Origin of the sequence: Agromyces lapidis (assembly GCF_009749405.1) — a bacterium.
Classification (GTDB): Bacteria; Actinomycetota; Actinomycetes; order Actinomycetales; family Microbacteriaceae; genus Agromyces; species Agromyces lapidis.
This window is the reverse complement of the sequence record NZ_WBIQ01000001.1, coordinates 181,218-194,948: the sequence shown is the minus strand read 5'-3', so window position 1 is coordinate 194,948 and position 13,731 is coordinate 181,218. Positions and strand designations below refer to the sequence as shown.

At 71.0% G+C, this 13,731-nt stretch carries 13 protein-coding genes and 1 tRNA gene; 4 read left to right on the top strand and 10 right to left on the bottom strand.

The window, feature by feature from the left end:
• Window positions 1-41: 41 nt before the first annotated feature.
• From GQQ93_RS00905 to GQQ93_RS00885, 5 genes are all read right to left on the bottom strand, one after another.
• Window positions 42-419, bottom strand: a complete 378-nt coding sequence (locus GQQ93_RS00905) for an Rv3654c family TadE-like protein (RefSeq protein ID WP_157422339.1) — start codon at window positions 417-419, stop codon at window positions 42-44.
• The gene (locus GQQ93_RS00900) at window positions 416-724 is read right to left on the bottom strand and encodes a TadE family type IV pilus minor pilin (protein WP_246191977.1); all 309 of its coding nucleotides are present in this window, start codon (window positions 722-724) and stop codon (window positions 416-418) included. Before GQQ93_RS00900 ends, GQQ93_RS00905 begins: the two co-directional genes overlap by 4 nt.
• A gap of 16 nt (window positions 725-740) precedes the next feature.
• Entirely contained in the window at window positions 741-932 is a 192-nt protein-coding gene (locus GQQ93_RS00895; protein WP_157422768.1) for a DUF4244 domain-containing protein, read from the bottom strand.
• 91 nt (window positions 933-1,023) lie between these two features.
• Window positions 1,024-2,034 (bottom strand): type II secretion system F family protein, encoded by a 1,011-nt coding sequence (locus GQQ93_RS00890; protein ID WP_246191975.1) that lies wholly within the window; start codon window positions 2,032-2,034, stop codon window positions 1,024-1,026.
• Window positions 2,031-3,155, bottom strand: a complete 1,125-nt coding sequence (locus GQQ93_RS00885) for a TadA family conjugal transfer-associated ATPase (protein WP_212277223.1) — start codon at window positions 3,153-3,155, stop codon at window positions 2,031-2,033. Before GQQ93_RS00885 ends, GQQ93_RS00890 begins: the two co-directional genes overlap by 4 nt.
• 454 nt (window positions 3,156-3,609) lie before the next feature.
• Here GQQ93_RS00885 and acs point away from each other — a divergent pair, with 454 nt between their 5' ends.
• Window positions 3,610-5,562: an acetate--CoA ligase gene (acs, locus tag GQQ93_RS00880; RefSeq protein WP_157422337.1), complete on the top strand. Its 1,953-nt coding sequence runs from the start codon at window positions 3,610-3,612 to the stop codon at window positions 5,560-5,562.
• Window positions 5,563-5,641: 79 nt separating this feature from the next.
• Here acs and GQQ93_RS00875 read toward each other — a convergent pair whose 3' ends face one another.
• Together GQQ93_RS00875 and sp36 are read right to left on the bottom strand one after the other, a co-directional pair.
• Window positions 5,642-6,112: a RidA family protein gene (locus tag GQQ93_RS00875; protein ID WP_157422336.1), complete on the bottom strand. Its 471-nt coding sequence runs from the start codon at window positions 6,110-6,112 to the stop codon at window positions 5,642-5,644.
• Window positions 6,112-6,345 carry a Sp36 family protein gene (gene sp36, locus GQQ93_RS00870; protein ID WP_157422335.1) on the bottom strand — a complete coding sequence of 78 codons (234 nt, stop codon included), beginning with the start codon at window positions 6,343-6,345 and terminating at the stop codon, window positions 6,112-6,114. The genes GQQ93_RS00875 and sp36 overlap by 1 nt, the downstream gene beginning before the upstream one ends.
• A 149-nt stretch (window positions 6,346-6,494) precedes the next feature.
• Between sp36 and GQQ93_RS00865 the strand changes: the two genes are divergently transcribed.
• From GQQ93_RS00865 to GQQ93_RS00855, 3 genes are all read left to right on the top strand, one after another.
• Window positions 6,495-9,089: a transglycosylase domain-containing protein gene (locus GQQ93_RS00865; RefSeq protein WP_246191973.1), complete on the top strand. Its 2,595-nt coding sequence runs from the start codon at window positions 6,495-6,497 to the stop codon at window positions 9,087-9,089.
• Window positions 9,086-10,060: a metallophosphoesterase gene (locus GQQ93_RS00860; protein ID WP_157422333.1), complete on the top strand. Its 975-nt coding sequence runs from the start codon at window positions 9,086-9,088 to the stop codon at window positions 10,058-10,060. Before GQQ93_RS00865 ends, GQQ93_RS00860 begins: the two co-directional genes overlap by 4 nt.
• A 114-nt stretch (window positions 10,061-10,174) precedes the next feature.
• Window positions 10,175-10,248: transfer RNA gene (locus tag GQQ93_RS00855), tRNA-Pro, on the top strand.
• A gap of 53 nt (window positions 10,249-10,301) precedes the next feature.
• Here the strand turns inward: GQQ93_RS00855 and GQQ93_RS00850 are convergent.
• The 3 genes from GQQ93_RS00850 to GQQ93_RS00840 form a co-directional block, all read right to left on the bottom strand.
• Window positions 10,302-11,603, bottom strand: a complete 1,302-nt coding sequence (locus GQQ93_RS00850) for a UDP-glucose dehydrogenase family protein (protein WP_157422332.1) — start codon at window positions 11,601-11,603, stop codon at window positions 10,302-10,304.
• 106 nt (window positions 11,604-11,709) lie between these two features.
• The gene (locus GQQ93_RS00845; RefSeq protein WP_157422331.1) at window positions 11,710-12,792 is read right to left on the bottom strand and encodes a heparan-alpha-glucosaminide N-acetyltransferase domain-containing protein; all 1,083 of its coding nucleotides are present in this window, start codon (window positions 12,790-12,792) and stop codon (window positions 11,710-11,712) included.
• A gap of 26 nt (window positions 12,793-12,818) precedes the next feature.
• Window positions 12,819-13,670: a universal stress protein gene (locus tag GQQ93_RS00840; protein WP_157422330.1), complete on the bottom strand. Its 852-nt coding sequence runs from the start codon at window positions 13,668-13,670 to the stop codon at window positions 12,819-12,821.
• Between the last annotated feature and the right edge of the window lie 61 nt (window positions 13,671-13,731).

The following is a 13,731-nucleotide window of genomic DNA, read 5'->3' as shown; positions in this document are numbered from 1 at the left end:
GTGCGACCACGCGCACCGCACCGCGTTCGGAACGCCGTGGTTCACCCCGGCCAGCCCGGCGGTCCGGCGCGCGCCTCCGCCGAGACGTCGAAGCCGAGCACCCCGACCCGCACCGACACCGTGGAGACCGGACCCTCGAGCCCGCACGACACGAGTTCGACGCCGTTGCGCTCGGCGATCGCCGAGGCGAGTGCGCAGGGCACCCCCGGTACCGCCCCGCTCGATGCGTCGGCGGCGGCGAGCGCGGCGGCGTCGGCCGCATTCGCCGCGCGCTGCGACCCCACGAAGGCGCCGAGCACCGGCACCACGAGCGCCGTGAGCCCGATGATCGCCCCGACGAGGCCGAGCGCGACGACCGAGGCCGCGCCGCGGTCGTCCGCTCCGCCTGCGCGAGCGCCCGGGCGGCTGTGCCGGCTCATCGCCCGCCTCCCACCGCGCACGACTCCGCGCTCAGTCGCACCGCCGCCAGGAGCCCGGCTCCCGAGGCGGTGAGCCGAGCGCACACGAACTCCCCCTCCTCCGCCACTTCGAGCGCCGTCGCGCCGGCCACTCGCGCGGCGATCGCCTGCGCGGTGGCGTTCGACTCGCCTCGCCCGAGCGCCCTGGCGGCGTCGGCGGCCGCGTCGGTGAGCCGCACCTGATGGGCGGCGAGCTGCACCGCGGCGAGGCATCCGGCGAGCACGAGCGCGATCGCCGGCAGCGCGACGGCGAACTCCGCCGTCACGCTGCCCCGCTCCCGGTCACCCCACCGTGAGCGCATTCCGCACGAGATCGGTGAGGATGCCGCGCACCTCGTCACCGCGCAGGATGACGACGAGCAGGCCCGCGAAGCCGACCGCGGCCATGGTCGCGACCGCGTACTCGGCGGTGGCGGCGCCACGGTCACCGGCGAAGCGGTGGAGCAGGCGCCGGACGACGGACCGTCTCGACATGCGCTCGTCGACGTGGTCATCGGAATTCTGCATGGGGTTCCCTTCAGTAGCGCCGGAGGTCCGGCGGATCGACGGCACGAGTCCTTGGTCGTCACGGGGCCTCGCCGAGGGTGCCCGTGACGACGGAGATCATGAGCGGCGCGACGCCGAGCAGCACGAACGCCGGCAGCACGCAGAGTCCGAGCGGCAGCATGAGCCGCACGCCGAGCGCGGCCGCCCGTGCGGCACCCGCCGAGCGGGCGGCGCGGCGCACCCTGAGCGACTCAGCGCGGAGGAGCTCGGCGACCGGGGCGCCCGCCCGGCCCGCGAGCGCGACGACCTCGTCGACGGCGCGGCCGTCGCCCGAGTGCGGCACGTGCGCACGCACGGTCTCGCGGGTGAGCGCCCTGGCACGCTCGATCGAGGCGCCGCTCGACATCGCGATCGCGAGCAGTTCGAGCTCGAGTCCGGCGTCGGCCTGCGACGCCGAGGCGGTGCGCGCGAGCCGGCGATTCCACCGCGCCCCGCCCCAGAGCAGCAGCGCGCCGAGCACGAGGCAGGCGAGGCCGATCGGGTTGCCGACGAGCACGCCGACGGTGTCGAAGCCGAGCGTCGCACCGAACACGACGGCGATCAGGGGAAGCGCGGTGACGAGCCGAGCGCTCGCCGCGGGGCCGGCGAGCGCGGCACCGACGTCGCGACGCAGCTGCGCCTCGTCGCGGAGCACCACGGCGAGACTCCGCAGGCTCGCGGCGAGCGGTGCACCCGAGTCGGCGGCGACCGACCAGGCCGCGGCGAGCACCGGCCAGGCGAGGGATGCCTCGGGGTGGTCCGCGCGTGCGACGGCGATCGCCGTGGCGACCGACTCCCCCTGCGATGCCGCGTCGGCGGCCGCGGCGAGCACCCGTGCGTCGCCCGAGTCGACCGCGGCACCGACCGGGCCCGAGGCGCCCGAGGCGCCCGCAACGGGGTCGTCTTGGGCGGACAGGTGGCGCCAGGCGCTCGAGGCGGGCACCCCGGCGGCGAGGAGCACCGCGAGCCGCTCGCTGATCGACGCGATCGCATCGACGCCCGCGCCCGGGTCGGCCGCGCGCCGGCGCAGGAGTCTCGTCAGCGCGATCACAGCGGCTCCACCCCGAGCCGATCGTCGCGCAGCGCGAACCGGCCGATCTGGGCGAGGCGCCGGCAGCCGTCGACGCGTTCGAGGTGCAGCACCAGGTCGAACGCGCTCGCCGTCTGCCTCGCCACCGCGTCGGGCGAGAGCCCCGCGGTCGCACCGAGCGCTTCGAGCCGGGCGGGCACGTCGGCGAGCGAGTTGGCGTGCAGGGTGCCGGCCCCGCCGTCGTGACCGGTGTTGAGCGCGGCGAGCAGCTCGCGCAGCTCGGCGCCCCGGCACTCGCCGACCACGAGCCGGTCTGGGCGCATGCGCAGTGCTTCCCTGAGCAGCGCATCGAGTCCGATCCGCCCGCTGCCTTCGAGGTTCGCCTGGCGCGCTTCGAGCGAGACGACGTGGGGGTGCGCGAGCTGGAGTTCTGCGACGTCCTCGATGACGACGATGCGCTCATGGGCCGGCGCCCCGCTCAGCATCGCGGCGAGCATCGTCGTCTTGCCGGTGCCGCCTGCGCCGGTCACGAGGAGGTTGCGGCGCTCGCGCACCGCGAGCTCGAGGAGTTCGCGCTGCGCGTCATCGAGCATGCCGGTGCCCGCGAGCTCGGCGAGCGACCGACCGGCCGCCCTCGGGATGCGCACGGAGATGAGCGTGCCGCCCGTCGAGACGGGCGGCAGCACCACGTGCACGCGGATGCCGAGCCCGAGCCGTACGTCGACCGTCGGCGTGGCTTCGTCGACGTGGCGCCCCCCGCGGGCGATCAGCTTCACCGCGAGCGCACGCACCTCGGACTCCTCGGCCGACCAGCCGGGCTCGCGACGGGCCCCGTCGCCCCGGTCGACCCAGAGCCCGGCGCCGCCGTTCACGAACAGGTCGGTGACGGGCCCGTCGGACGCGAACGGCTCGAGGGCGTCGAGCGCCGAGAGGTCGATCCTCGGCGGCGCCGCGCCGGTCTCGGCGAGCTCGGGGCCGGGCCCGAAGCCGGGACCGAAACCGGTGAGGATCTCGGCGAAGCGGTCGTTCGTGGCGAGTTGCGAGGCCGCCCGAGACGGCGTCGCCCCTGGGATCGGCGGCGCAGTCGGCTCTGCGAGTTCGGCCGCCTGCCAGGAGGGCGTCGCCACGAAAGGGATGGACATGCGGCGAGCGTACGAAGCCGGGCGCCCGTGAGGCATCCAGTCGACCGTGCAGAAGAAGAAATCCCCCTCCACGCCGTTGTGGAGGAGGATTCGCCCCGCACCTGCGAAGGTGCTGTTAACGAAAGGGGGCGGCACCCATTGGGGGGAACAGGTGCCGCCTCGGCAGCGCAAGGATTGGGGGGAATCGCGAGCGCTGCAGGCCTCGAAACGAGTGTTCGGGCGGTATTCAGTGTAGGGCCTCAGAATGAATGCGCAAGCATTTTTGTCCTCATTTGTGCGGACACACAGATTTCTCTGCGCAAAGGCACAGTAATACTCCGAAGCCGTGCACGGAAGTGCAGACGCGCAATGTGTTTCTCGCTCGTCGAGCGCATGCCCGAGCGAGAGGTAGGGTGCTGCTTGGGGCAGGCGACCCAACCGATGAAACAGATCGCGAAGGAGCGACCGGAGAACCATGACCGTTCAGATCGATCACGCACTCGAGGAGATCAGGCGCTTCCGTCCGAGCCCCGAGTTCGCCGCCCAGGCCGTCGCCGGTGAAGAGCTCTACGAGTCGGCGCGCGCCGACCGCCTCGGCTTCTGGGCCGAGCAGGCCCGAGAGCTCCTCACCTGGCAGAAGCCGTTCACCCGCACGCTCGACTGGTCGAACCCGCCCTTCGCGAAGTGGTTCGACGACGGCGAGCTCAACGTCGCCGAGAACTGCCTCGACCGGCACGTCGAGGCCGGCCTCGGCGATCGCGTCGCCATCCACTTCGAAGGCGAGCCCGGCGACAGCCGCGACATCACCTACGCCGAGCTCACCGACGAGGTCAAGCGCGCCGCGAACATGCTCGAGGGGCTCGGCATCGGCGAGGGCGACCGCGTCGCCATCTACCTGCCGATGATCCCCGAGGCGATCGTCTCGATGCTCGCCGTGGCGCGAATCGGCGCCATCCACTCGGTGGTGTTCGGCGGATTCAGCTCCGACAGTCTCGCCTCGCGCATCGACGATGCCGAGGCGAAGCTCGTGATCACCGCCGACGGCGGCTACCGCAAGGGGCGCGTCTTCCCGCTGAAGCCGACGGTCGACGAGGCGATCGCCAAGTCCGCCGGATCGATCGAGAACGTGCTCGTGGTGCGTCGCACCGGCAACGAGGTCGACGTCGTCGACGGTCGCGACCACTGGTGGCACGACACCGTGGCCGAGGCCTCGGGCGAGCACGCCGCGAAGCCCTTCAACGCCGAGCACCCGCTCTTCATCCTCTACACGAGCGGCACCACCGGCAAGCCGAAGGGCGTCGTGCACTCGAGCGGCGGCTACCTCACCCAGGCCGCGTTCACCCACAAGAACGTCTTCGACCTGCACCCCGAGACCGACGTCTACTGGTGCACCGCCGATGTGGGCTGGATCACGGGCCACTCGTACGTGGTCTACGGTCCGCTCGCCAACGGCGCCACCCAGGTGGTCTACGAGGGCACTCCCGACACCCCGCACCCGGGCCGCTGGTGGGAGATCGTCGAGAAGTACCAGGTCTCGATCCTCTACACCGCGCCCACGGCGATCCGCTCCTTCATGAAGCTCGGCCGGCAGATCCCGCACCAGTTCAACCTGCGTTCGCTGCGCCTGCTCGGTTCGGTCGGCGAACCGATCAACCCCGAGGCGTGGATCTGGTACCGCCACGTCATCGGCGGCGGCTCGATCCCCGTGGTCGACACCTGGTGGCAGACCGAGACCGGCGCGATCATGATCTCGGCGCTGCCGGGCGTCACCGACCTGAAGCCGGGCTCGGCGCAGGTGGCGGTGCCGGGCGTCTCGATCGACATCCTCACCGACGACGGCACTCCCGTCGAGGGCGAGGAGGGCGGACTCCTCGTCGTCACCGAGCCATGGCCGTCGATGCTCCGCGGCATCTGGGGCGACCCCGAGCGTTTCAAGGAGACCTACTGGGAGAAGTTCGGCGACCGGTACTTCGCCGGCGACGGCGCTCGCCGCGATGAAGACGGCGACATCTGGCTGCTCGGCCGGGTCGACGACGTCATGAACGTCTCGGGCCACCGTCTTTCGACGGCCGAGATCGAGTCGTCGCTCGTCGCCCACCCGTGGACGGCCGAGGCCGCCGTCGTCGGCGCCTCCGACGAGACCACGGGTCAGGCGGTCGTGGCGTTCGTGATCCTCAAGGCGAGCCAGGCCGCGCACGGCGACGACGTCGCCGCCGCTTCGGAGGAGCTGCGCAAGCACGTCGCGACGCAGATCGGCGCGATCGCGCGGCCCCGTCAGGTGTTCATCGTCAACGAACTGCCGAAGACCCGCTCGGGCAAGATCATGCGGCGGCTGCTGCGCGACCTCGCCGAGGGTCGGCAGATCGGCGACACGACGACGCTGGCCGACACCTCGATCATGCAGATCATCAGCGAGCAGGTGAAGTAGCCGCTTCACGAAGCTCCGCACGACGACGGATGCCCCGGCGGGAATCGATCCCGCCGGGGCATCCTGCTGTCTGCCTGGGCTATGCGAACTCGACGACGAGCTCGAGCTCGACCGGCGAGTCGAGCGGCAGCACCGCGACGCCGACGGCCGAGCGGGCGTGACGCCCCGCTTCGCCGAAGATCTCGCCGAGCACCTCGGATGCGCCGTTGATGACGCCGGGCTGGCCGGTGAAGGCCGGGTCGCTGGCCACGAAGCCGACGAGCTTCACGATGCGGGTGACGCGATCGAGCGAGCCGATCTCGGCGCGCACCGCCGCGAGCGCGTTGAGCACGCAGGTTCGGGCGTAGGCCTTGGCGTCGTCGGCGGGAACGAGCCCGTGCCCGTCGCCGACCTTGCCCGTGGCCGGCAGCGCGCCGGCCGTGAACGGCAGCTGGCCAGAGGTGTGCACGTACGAGCCGGTGACGACTGCGGGCACGTAGGCGGCGACCGGCGGTGCGACCTCGGGGAGCTCGATGCCGAGCTCGGCGAGACGGGCCTCGTAGCCGGCCATCAGGCGTGCCCCTCGCCCTCGAACTGCTTCGCGGCCTGCGCGGCCGCGGCCGCACCCGCCGACGCCGCCGCCGAGTCCTCGCCGCCCTTGGGCCGCTTCAGGTACGCGACGAGGCCGCCCTCGGGGCCCTGCACGATCTGCACGAGCTCCCAGCCCTCGGAGCCCCAGTTGTTGAGGATCGCAGCGGTGTTGTGGATGAGCAGCGGAGTGGTGATGTACTCCCAGGCGGGCATGTGGGCTCCCTCGATGGATGTCTCGTGCACGATGCGTGCGGGATCGCGGTTCACGGCGTGTCGAACCCGGATGCGACGCCCAGCGCACGTATCGGGATTTGTCAGCCTTCTCCGTTAAGCTCCACTATATGTCTGCCCAAAAACGTACGATGAGCGACGTCGGCACCGGGATCCTCGGGTTCGTCGGCATGAGCGCTCTCGCCGGCGTCCTCGTGACCGCCGCGGTGACCCCGGCCCTCGCCGTGACCGGTATGGCTGCCAACAACAGCATCACGATGTTCGAGAACCTCCCCGGGTACCTCGAGATCGGCGAGCTGGCGCAGAAGTCGACCATCTACGCCGTCAAGGCCGACGGCAAGGTCTCGCCGATGGCCTGGTTCTACGACGACAACCGCGAAGAGGTCGCGTTCGAGTACATCTCCCAGTACCTGAAGGACGCCGCGGTCGCCGGTGAGGACCCCCGGTTCTACGACCACGGCGGCGTCGACATCGCGGGCACCGTGCGCGGCGCCCTGAAGACGGTGGTCGGCGGCGACACGCAGGGCGGTTCGTCGATCACCCAGCAGTACGTCAAGAACGTGCTGGTCGCGAACGACATGTCGAAGGCGACGACCGAGGAAGAGCGCACCGAGGCCTGGGAGAAGCACACCAAGACCTCGGTCGACCGCAAGCTCAAGGAGATGCGGTACGCGATCTCGGTCGAGAAGGAGTACTCGAAGGATGTGATCCTCGGCGGCTACCTGAACATCGCGGGCTTCGGCGGGCAGATCTACGGCGTGCAGACCGCCGCCTCGTACTACTTCGGCACCAACGCGAAGGACCTCTCGCTCGCGCAGGCGGCGAGCCTCATCGCGATTGTGAACAGCCCCGAGGAGTTCCGGCTCGACTACCCCGACGACGAGCTCAACGGCGCGGCGACCGTCGTCGACGGCGAGACCGTGCCGTACGCGCGCAACAAGGAGCGGCGCGACTACATCCTCGGCAAGATGCTCGAGGAGAAGAAGATCACCCAGGAGGAGCACGACGCGGCGGTCGCCGAACCGGTGGCGCCGAAGATCACCGAGCCGTCGAGCGGCTGCCAGGCGTCGAAGACCTTCGCCTACTTCTGCGACTACGTCACGTGGGAGATCAAGAACAAGCTCGACGACCCCGCGACGACAGACGTCAACGAGGGCGCCCGGCGGCTCGAACGCGGCGGGCTCGACATCTACACGACGATCGACATGGACATGCAGTCGGAGGCGTACGCTGCCGTGCACGAGAACGTCCCCGCGTCGGCCGAGGGCATCGACATCGGCAGCTCGGCGGTGTCGGTCCAGGTCGGCACCGGCCGCATCCTCGCGATGGTGCAGAACACCACGTACAACGTCGATCCCGAGGTCACCGGCGACGGTTACGACGCCGTGAACTACAACGCCGACATCGACTACGGCGGCTCGAGCGGCTTCCAGCCCGGGTCGACCTACAAGGTGTTCACCCTCGCGGAGTGGCTGAAGGAGGGACACGCGCTCAACGAAGGCGTCGATTCCCGCCGCCGCGACGCGTGGGGCGACTTCAAGAACAGCTGCCAGGGCACCATGACCGACAGCGGCGAGTGGGGCAACCCGAAGAACGACGGCGGCGAGCAGGGCGGCTACTGGACGGCCGTGCAGAACACCGTGAACTCGTACAACACCGGGTTCATCGCGATGGCGAAGCAGCTGGATCTCTGCGGCATCGCGAAGACAGCGGAGTCGCTCGGCGTGCACCGCGCCGACCACACCCCGCTGCTGCAGTTCCCCTCGACGATCCTCGGCACCAACGAGATCGCCCCGATCTCGATGGCGACCGCGTTCGCCGGCATCGCGAACCAGGGCAAGGCGTGCACCCCGGTCGCGATCGACAAGATCATCGACGGCAACGGCGATGAGATCCCCGTGCCGAAGTCGGAGTGCACCCAGGGCCTCACCCCCGAGGTCGCCGCCGCGACGGCGTACGCGATGCAGAAGGTGATGAGCGACGGAACCGGCACCTCGTCGTCGCCGTACGTCGACCCCTGGTACCCGATGATCGGCAAGACCGGAACGAGCGACAACAACGAGGCGACCTGGATGAGCGGTGCGACCACGAAGGTCGCGACCGTGGTCGGCGTCTACAACGTCACCGGCCATGTCAATCTCCGTGAGACGTACTTCGACGCCGGTCAGGCGGCAACGCTGCGTCACAACATCTGGCCGCGGATCATGTCGGTCGCAACCGCGAAGTACGGCGGCGGCGACTTCCCCGACCCGCAGTCGTCGTACCTGAACGCGCCGCAGGTCGCCGTGCCGAACGTGCTCGGGCTCGCCCCCGAGGCGGCCCAGAAGGCCCTTCAGCAGGCCGGCTTCGGCTGGACCATGGACGGCGAGGTCGACGCGGCGCAGCCGAAGGGCACCATCGGGGCGCAGAGCCCGTCCGGCACCGCCGGTCGCGGCGCGATCATCTCGCTGAAGACCAGCCGCGGCAACCTCAGCGGCGTGCCTGATGTCAGCGGGATGCAGGCCGACCAAGCTGAGGCGACCCTCGGAGCCGCCGGCTTCCGCGTCGATCGCAAAGAAGAAGACACGGACGACGAGAGCAAGAACGGCCTCGTCATCTCGCAGTCGCCGGGCCCGGGTGAGAATGCGAAGCCCGGCCAGAAGGTGACGATCGTCATCGGCCGCTTCACCGGCGGCGGTGGCGGCGACGGCGACGGCGGCCCCGAGACCCCTCCGGGTAACGGTTGACCGCCCGCCTGACGCCCGTCGCGCGGATCGCCCTGGCGATCGGCGCGGCGGGCGTCGCCGCGTTCGCCTGGGGTTCGCTCGTCGAGCGGACCCGCTGGACCCTCCGCCGCGCCGAGGTGCCGGTGCTGCCGGCGGGCGCCGAGCCGATCCGCGTCCTGCACCTCTCCGACCTGCACATGGCGCCGTGGCAGCGCGACAAGCAGGAGTGGGTGCGCGAGCTCGCCCTGCTCGAGCCCGACCTCATCGTCGACACAGGCGACAACCTCGGCCATGAGCGCGGCCTCGAGGGTATCCGCCGCGCATTCGAGCCGTTCGCGGGCATCCCCGGTGTCTTCGTCAACGGCTCGAACGACTACTTCGGACCCACCCCGAAGAACCCCTTCGCGTACTTCGCCGGCCCATCGCGTCTCCGCCGAACGGCGAAGCGGCTCGACATCGAGGCGCTGCACAGGTACTTCGCCCAGCTCGGCTGGCAGGACCTCGACAACACCGCCGCCGCCCTCGACCTCCGCGGCACGCACTTCGAGTTCTTCGGCGTCGACGACCCGCACAAGGGCTACGACCGGCTCGACCTCATCGCCGGGGCGGTCGACGAACTCCGCGCCGACGACCCGCTGGGCGACGAGAGCTGGCTCGACGAGACCCCGCAGCGCACGACGCGTCCGACCGTGACGATCGGTGTCGCGCACGCGCCGTACCAGCGGGTGCTCAACTCCTTCGTGAACCACGGCGCCCAGCTGATCCTCGCCGGTCACACCCACGGCGGTCAGGTCTGCGTGCCCGGCTACGGGGCACTCGTGACGAACTGCGACATCCCCCGCAAGCAGGTGAAGGGACTCAGCGTCTGGCGCCACGGCTTGCGCTCGGCGTTCCTCAACGTCTCGGCCGGGCTCGGAACCTCGATCTTCGCGCCGGTGCGCTTCGCGTGCCCGCCCGAGGCGACGCTCATCACGCTCGTCCCGGCAGACTAGGGTCCGGAACTCCGCGGCCACGGCTGCCTGATGGATCAGGAGAGCGGCCGAGCACGGTTGGTCGGAGGAGCCCGATTTATCGGCTATTCTTGTTGAGGCCCGCAAGGGTCACCCCGGGGTGTGGCGCAGCTTGGTAGCGCGCGTCGTTCGGGACGACGAGGTCGCAGGTTCAAATCCTGTCACCCCGACCGGGTAGAAACCCCCTCCGATCCGGAGGGGGTTTCGTCGTTCTCCGGCAGCCTCAGGGGCGCCCAATCCCCCGGTACTCCCAGCCGGCCGCGCGCCAGGCGTCGGCGTCGAGCACGTTTCGCCCGTCGATGATGCGCCGGCCTGCGACGAGACGCGCGGTCTCCACCGGGTCGAGCGCCCGGTACTCCCGCCACTCCGTGACGAGCACGACGAGGTCGGCCCCGCGCAGCGCCTCACGGGTCGAGGTCACGTAGTCGAGCTGCGGATGACGCGCCCGCGCGTTGTCGATGCCCTCGGGATCCGTCGCGATGACGTCGGCTCCGAGTCCCTTGAGCTGCACGGCCACGTCGAGCGCCGGCGAGTCGCGCACGTCGTCGGATTCGGGCTTGAAGGTGACCCCGAGCACGGCGATGCGCTTGCGGTGCACGCTCCCGTCGAGGGCGGCGACGGCGAGATCGACGGCGCGCTGGCGCTGGCGCAGGTTGATGGCGTCAACCTCGCGGAGGAAGGCGAGCGCCTCGCCGCGGCCGAGTTCTTCGGCGCGAGCGGTGAAGGCCCGGATGTCCTTCGGCAGGCATCCCCCGCCGAACCCGACGCCGGCATTGAGGAAACGCCGCCCGATGCGCGCATCGTGTCCGATGGCATCGGCGAGGGCCGTCACGTCGGCGCCCGTGGCATCCGCGATCTCGCTCATCGCGTTGATGAAGCTGATCTTCGTCGCGAGGAAGGCGTTCGCCGCGACCTTGACGAGCTCGGCGGTCGCGTAGTCGGTGACGATCCGCGGAGTGCCCGCCTCGATCGCCGCGCGATAGACCTGATCGAGCACGGATGCCGCGTGGTCGTCGCCGACGCCGTAGACGAGACGATCGGGCTCGAGCGTGTCGCGCACGGCGTAGCCCTCGCGGAGGAACTCGGGGTTCCAGACGAGCGAGGCGTGCGGGGCGAGCTCGGCGAGGCGCCCGGCGAGGCGCCCGGCGGTTCCGACGGGAACGGTGCTCTTGCCGACGATGAGGGCTCCCTCGGCGAGGTGCGGCACGACGGCCTCGAAGGCCGCGTCCACGAAGCGGAGATCTGCGGCGTTGCTGTCCGCCGCCTGCGGCGTGCCCACGGCGAGGAAGTGCACCTCGGCGTCGGCCGCGTCGGCGATGTCGGCCGAGAAGCGGAGGCGCCCTGTCGCGGTCGCGGAGGCGAGGATCTCGGCGAGCCCGGGTTCGAAGAACGGCGGACGCCCGGCGGCGAGCGCGGCGATCTTCGCGGGGTCGACGTCGATGCCGACGACGTCGTGCCCGAGTTCGGCCATCGCCGAGGCGTGCACGGCCCCGAGATACCCGCAGCCGATCACCGAGATGCGCATCTGTGGTCCCTTTCGAACTCGAGGGTTCCATTCTTCCCCACGCGCATGCGCACCAGCCGGGTTCGACGCACCGAGCCGAGCGCGGCCGCAGTACGGGTGCGTGCGTTCATCTCGAATACCCATCAGCCGGGACCTCAGGAGTTCTCCGGCCACGACGGCTCGCCGCACGGAGCATCCGCTCGAGCGGACCTCGGCCGAGGTACCGCCGCCAGAGCCACGCGAACACCATCCCGCCGACGATGAGCCCGATCGTCAGCCCCCAGGAGTCGTCGGTCACGAAACCGTCCTCGACGCGCTTCGCCCCCGAGATCACGACGAGGTGCAGCGTGTAGACCGTGAGCGGCATCGCCCCCATCGCCGTCACGGGCGACAGCACGGCCCCCGCGATCCGCGTCACCGCCGGGCGGGCGAGCGTCGTCAGCGTCACCATCACCGCGACGACGACGAGCCCGATTCCCACGTTGCCGAGCGCGAGCGCCGAGGCCGCGACCGCATGCTCGGCGGGCGGGGCCGTGGCATCGGCCTCGGCGGGCAGCAGCCGCGTGAGCGGCAGCATGACGACCGCGGTGAGCACGCCCGCGAGTGCGTAGCACGGCACCACCCGGGGGTTCGCCGCCCCAAGCCGCGCGAGCCCGAGGCCGATGAGCATCACCGGCACCCACACGATCACCGGGTACGCTCCGGTCAGCAGCCAGTCGTAGAGCAGGCGCGGGCCCTCCTGCTTCGCCGTCATGAGCTCGGGACTGTACTGCGCGGCCGTCGCGACGCCGGGTGTCACTGCGAGGAGCCCTGCGCCGACGGCCAGGGCGGCTCGGGCCGGCAGGAAGAGCAACGGCAGCATGACGACGAACGCCACCCCGTAGACGTCGAGGATGATGAACACGAGCGGATGGAGCGTCGCCGCGATGACGAGTCCGAGTGCGATCAGGATGACGGCTCGCACGGTGAGCTGACGGCGCAGCACACCGCGACCCTCGGTCACCGGGTGGATGCCCCCGGTGAGGAAGCCGAGCCCGAACCCGGCCGTGAGGGCGAACAGCAGGCGCGGGCGCTCGTCGGCGATCGCGATGAGCTCGGCGGCCTCGGGGGTCGCAGCGACCGGTGCGACGTGCGCGATGAACATGCCGATGAGGGCGAGTCCACGAGCCGCGTCGATGCCGTCCACTCTCGGCGCAGGAAGGTCGCGCACTCGCGCACCCAACCCGGCCGGTGCCGTCACCGCACGACGACCGTGGGGGCCTCGAGGCGCGCGAGCACGCCGTGGCTGACCGACCCGAGCAGGAACCGTGCGAGGGCGCTTCGCCCGTGGCTCCCGACGACGAGGAGTTCGGCCTCGGCCGCGGCCTCGGCGAGGGCGATGACCGGGTCGCCGGCGATCACGCGGCGATCGATCTCGAGTCCGGGATGGGATCGATCGAGCGGGGCCAGCGCGTCGACGAGCACCTCGTGCGCCGCCCGCGTGAGGTCGTCCATCGCGAATGAGGAGACTCCGTAGCCGTACTCCCCTCCGGCCATCAGCGCCAGGTCCCAGGCGTGCACCGCGATGAGCGGGCAGCCGCGACGCGACGCCTCGTCCGCGGCGAACTCCAACGCCCGGGCCCCGACCTCCGAACCGTCGATGCCGACGGCGACGCCGGATCGACCGGACACGTCGATGTCGGGCACGACCGCGACGGGCGCGTGGCTCGCTGCCGCGATGCGGAGGCTGTGCACGCCGCGCCGGCTCGGACGCTTGCCGCCGTGCGAATCGCTGGCCACGACGAGCAGATCGGCCTCTCGCGAGCATCGCTCGAACTGGGTGATCGGCGCGCCCTGCTCGAGGTCGGAGACGATCTCGAGCGACGCATCGACGGCGCGGGCGGCGTCTTCGGCGACCGCCAACGACTCGCGGGCCGCGTCGAGCACGGCGAGGAGCATGTCCGCGTCGCCGCTCGCTTCGATCGCCTCATCGACGACGTGCAGGAGCCGCAGCCTCGATCCACGGACGGAGGCACGTTCCGCGGCCCACCGAACGGCCAGGAGGCCTGCGCGTTCAGCGACGCTCACTCCGACGACGATCTCGCCCATGCGACGACCTCCTCGACTCCATCTTCACGCGAATGGGCCGACGGCACCAGCACCGCGTCGG

Coding starts and splice junctions, on each gene's coding strand:
- GQQ93_RS00905 (WP_157422339.1), bottom strand. CDS start 419: ATGAGCCGGCACAGCCGCCCGGGCGCTCGCGCAGGCGGAGCGGACGAC.
- GQQ93_RS00895 (WP_157422768.1), bottom strand. CDS start 932: ATGTCGAGACGGTCCGTCGTCCGGCGCCTGCTCCACCGCTTCGCCGGT.
- GQQ93_RS00885 (WP_212277223.1), bottom strand. CDS start 3,155: ATGTCCATCCCTTTCGTGGCGACGCCCTCCTGGCAGGCGGCCGAACTC.
- acs (WP_157422337.1), top strand. CDS start 3,610: ATGACCGTTCAGATCGATCACGCACTCGAGGAGATCAGGCGCTTCCGT.
- GQQ93_RS00875 (WP_157422336.1), bottom strand. CDS start 6,112: ATGGCCGGCTACGAGGCCCGTCTCGCCGAGCTCGGCATCGAGCTCCCC.
- sp36 (WP_157422335.1), bottom strand. CDS start 6,345: ATGCCCGCCTGGGAGTACATCACCACTCCGCTGCTCATCCACAACACC.
- GQQ93_RS00865 (WP_246191973.1), top strand. CDS start 6,495: ATGAGCGACGTCGGCACCGGGATCCTCGGGTTCGTCGGCATGAGCGCT.
- GQQ93_RS00850 (WP_157422332.1), bottom strand. CDS start 11,603: ATGCGCATCTCGGTGATCGGCTGCGGGTATCTCGGGGCCGTGCACGCC.
- GQQ93_RS00840 (WP_157422330.1), bottom strand. CDS start 13,670: ATGGGCGAGATCGTCGTCGGAGTGAGCGTCGCTGAACGCGCAGGCCTC.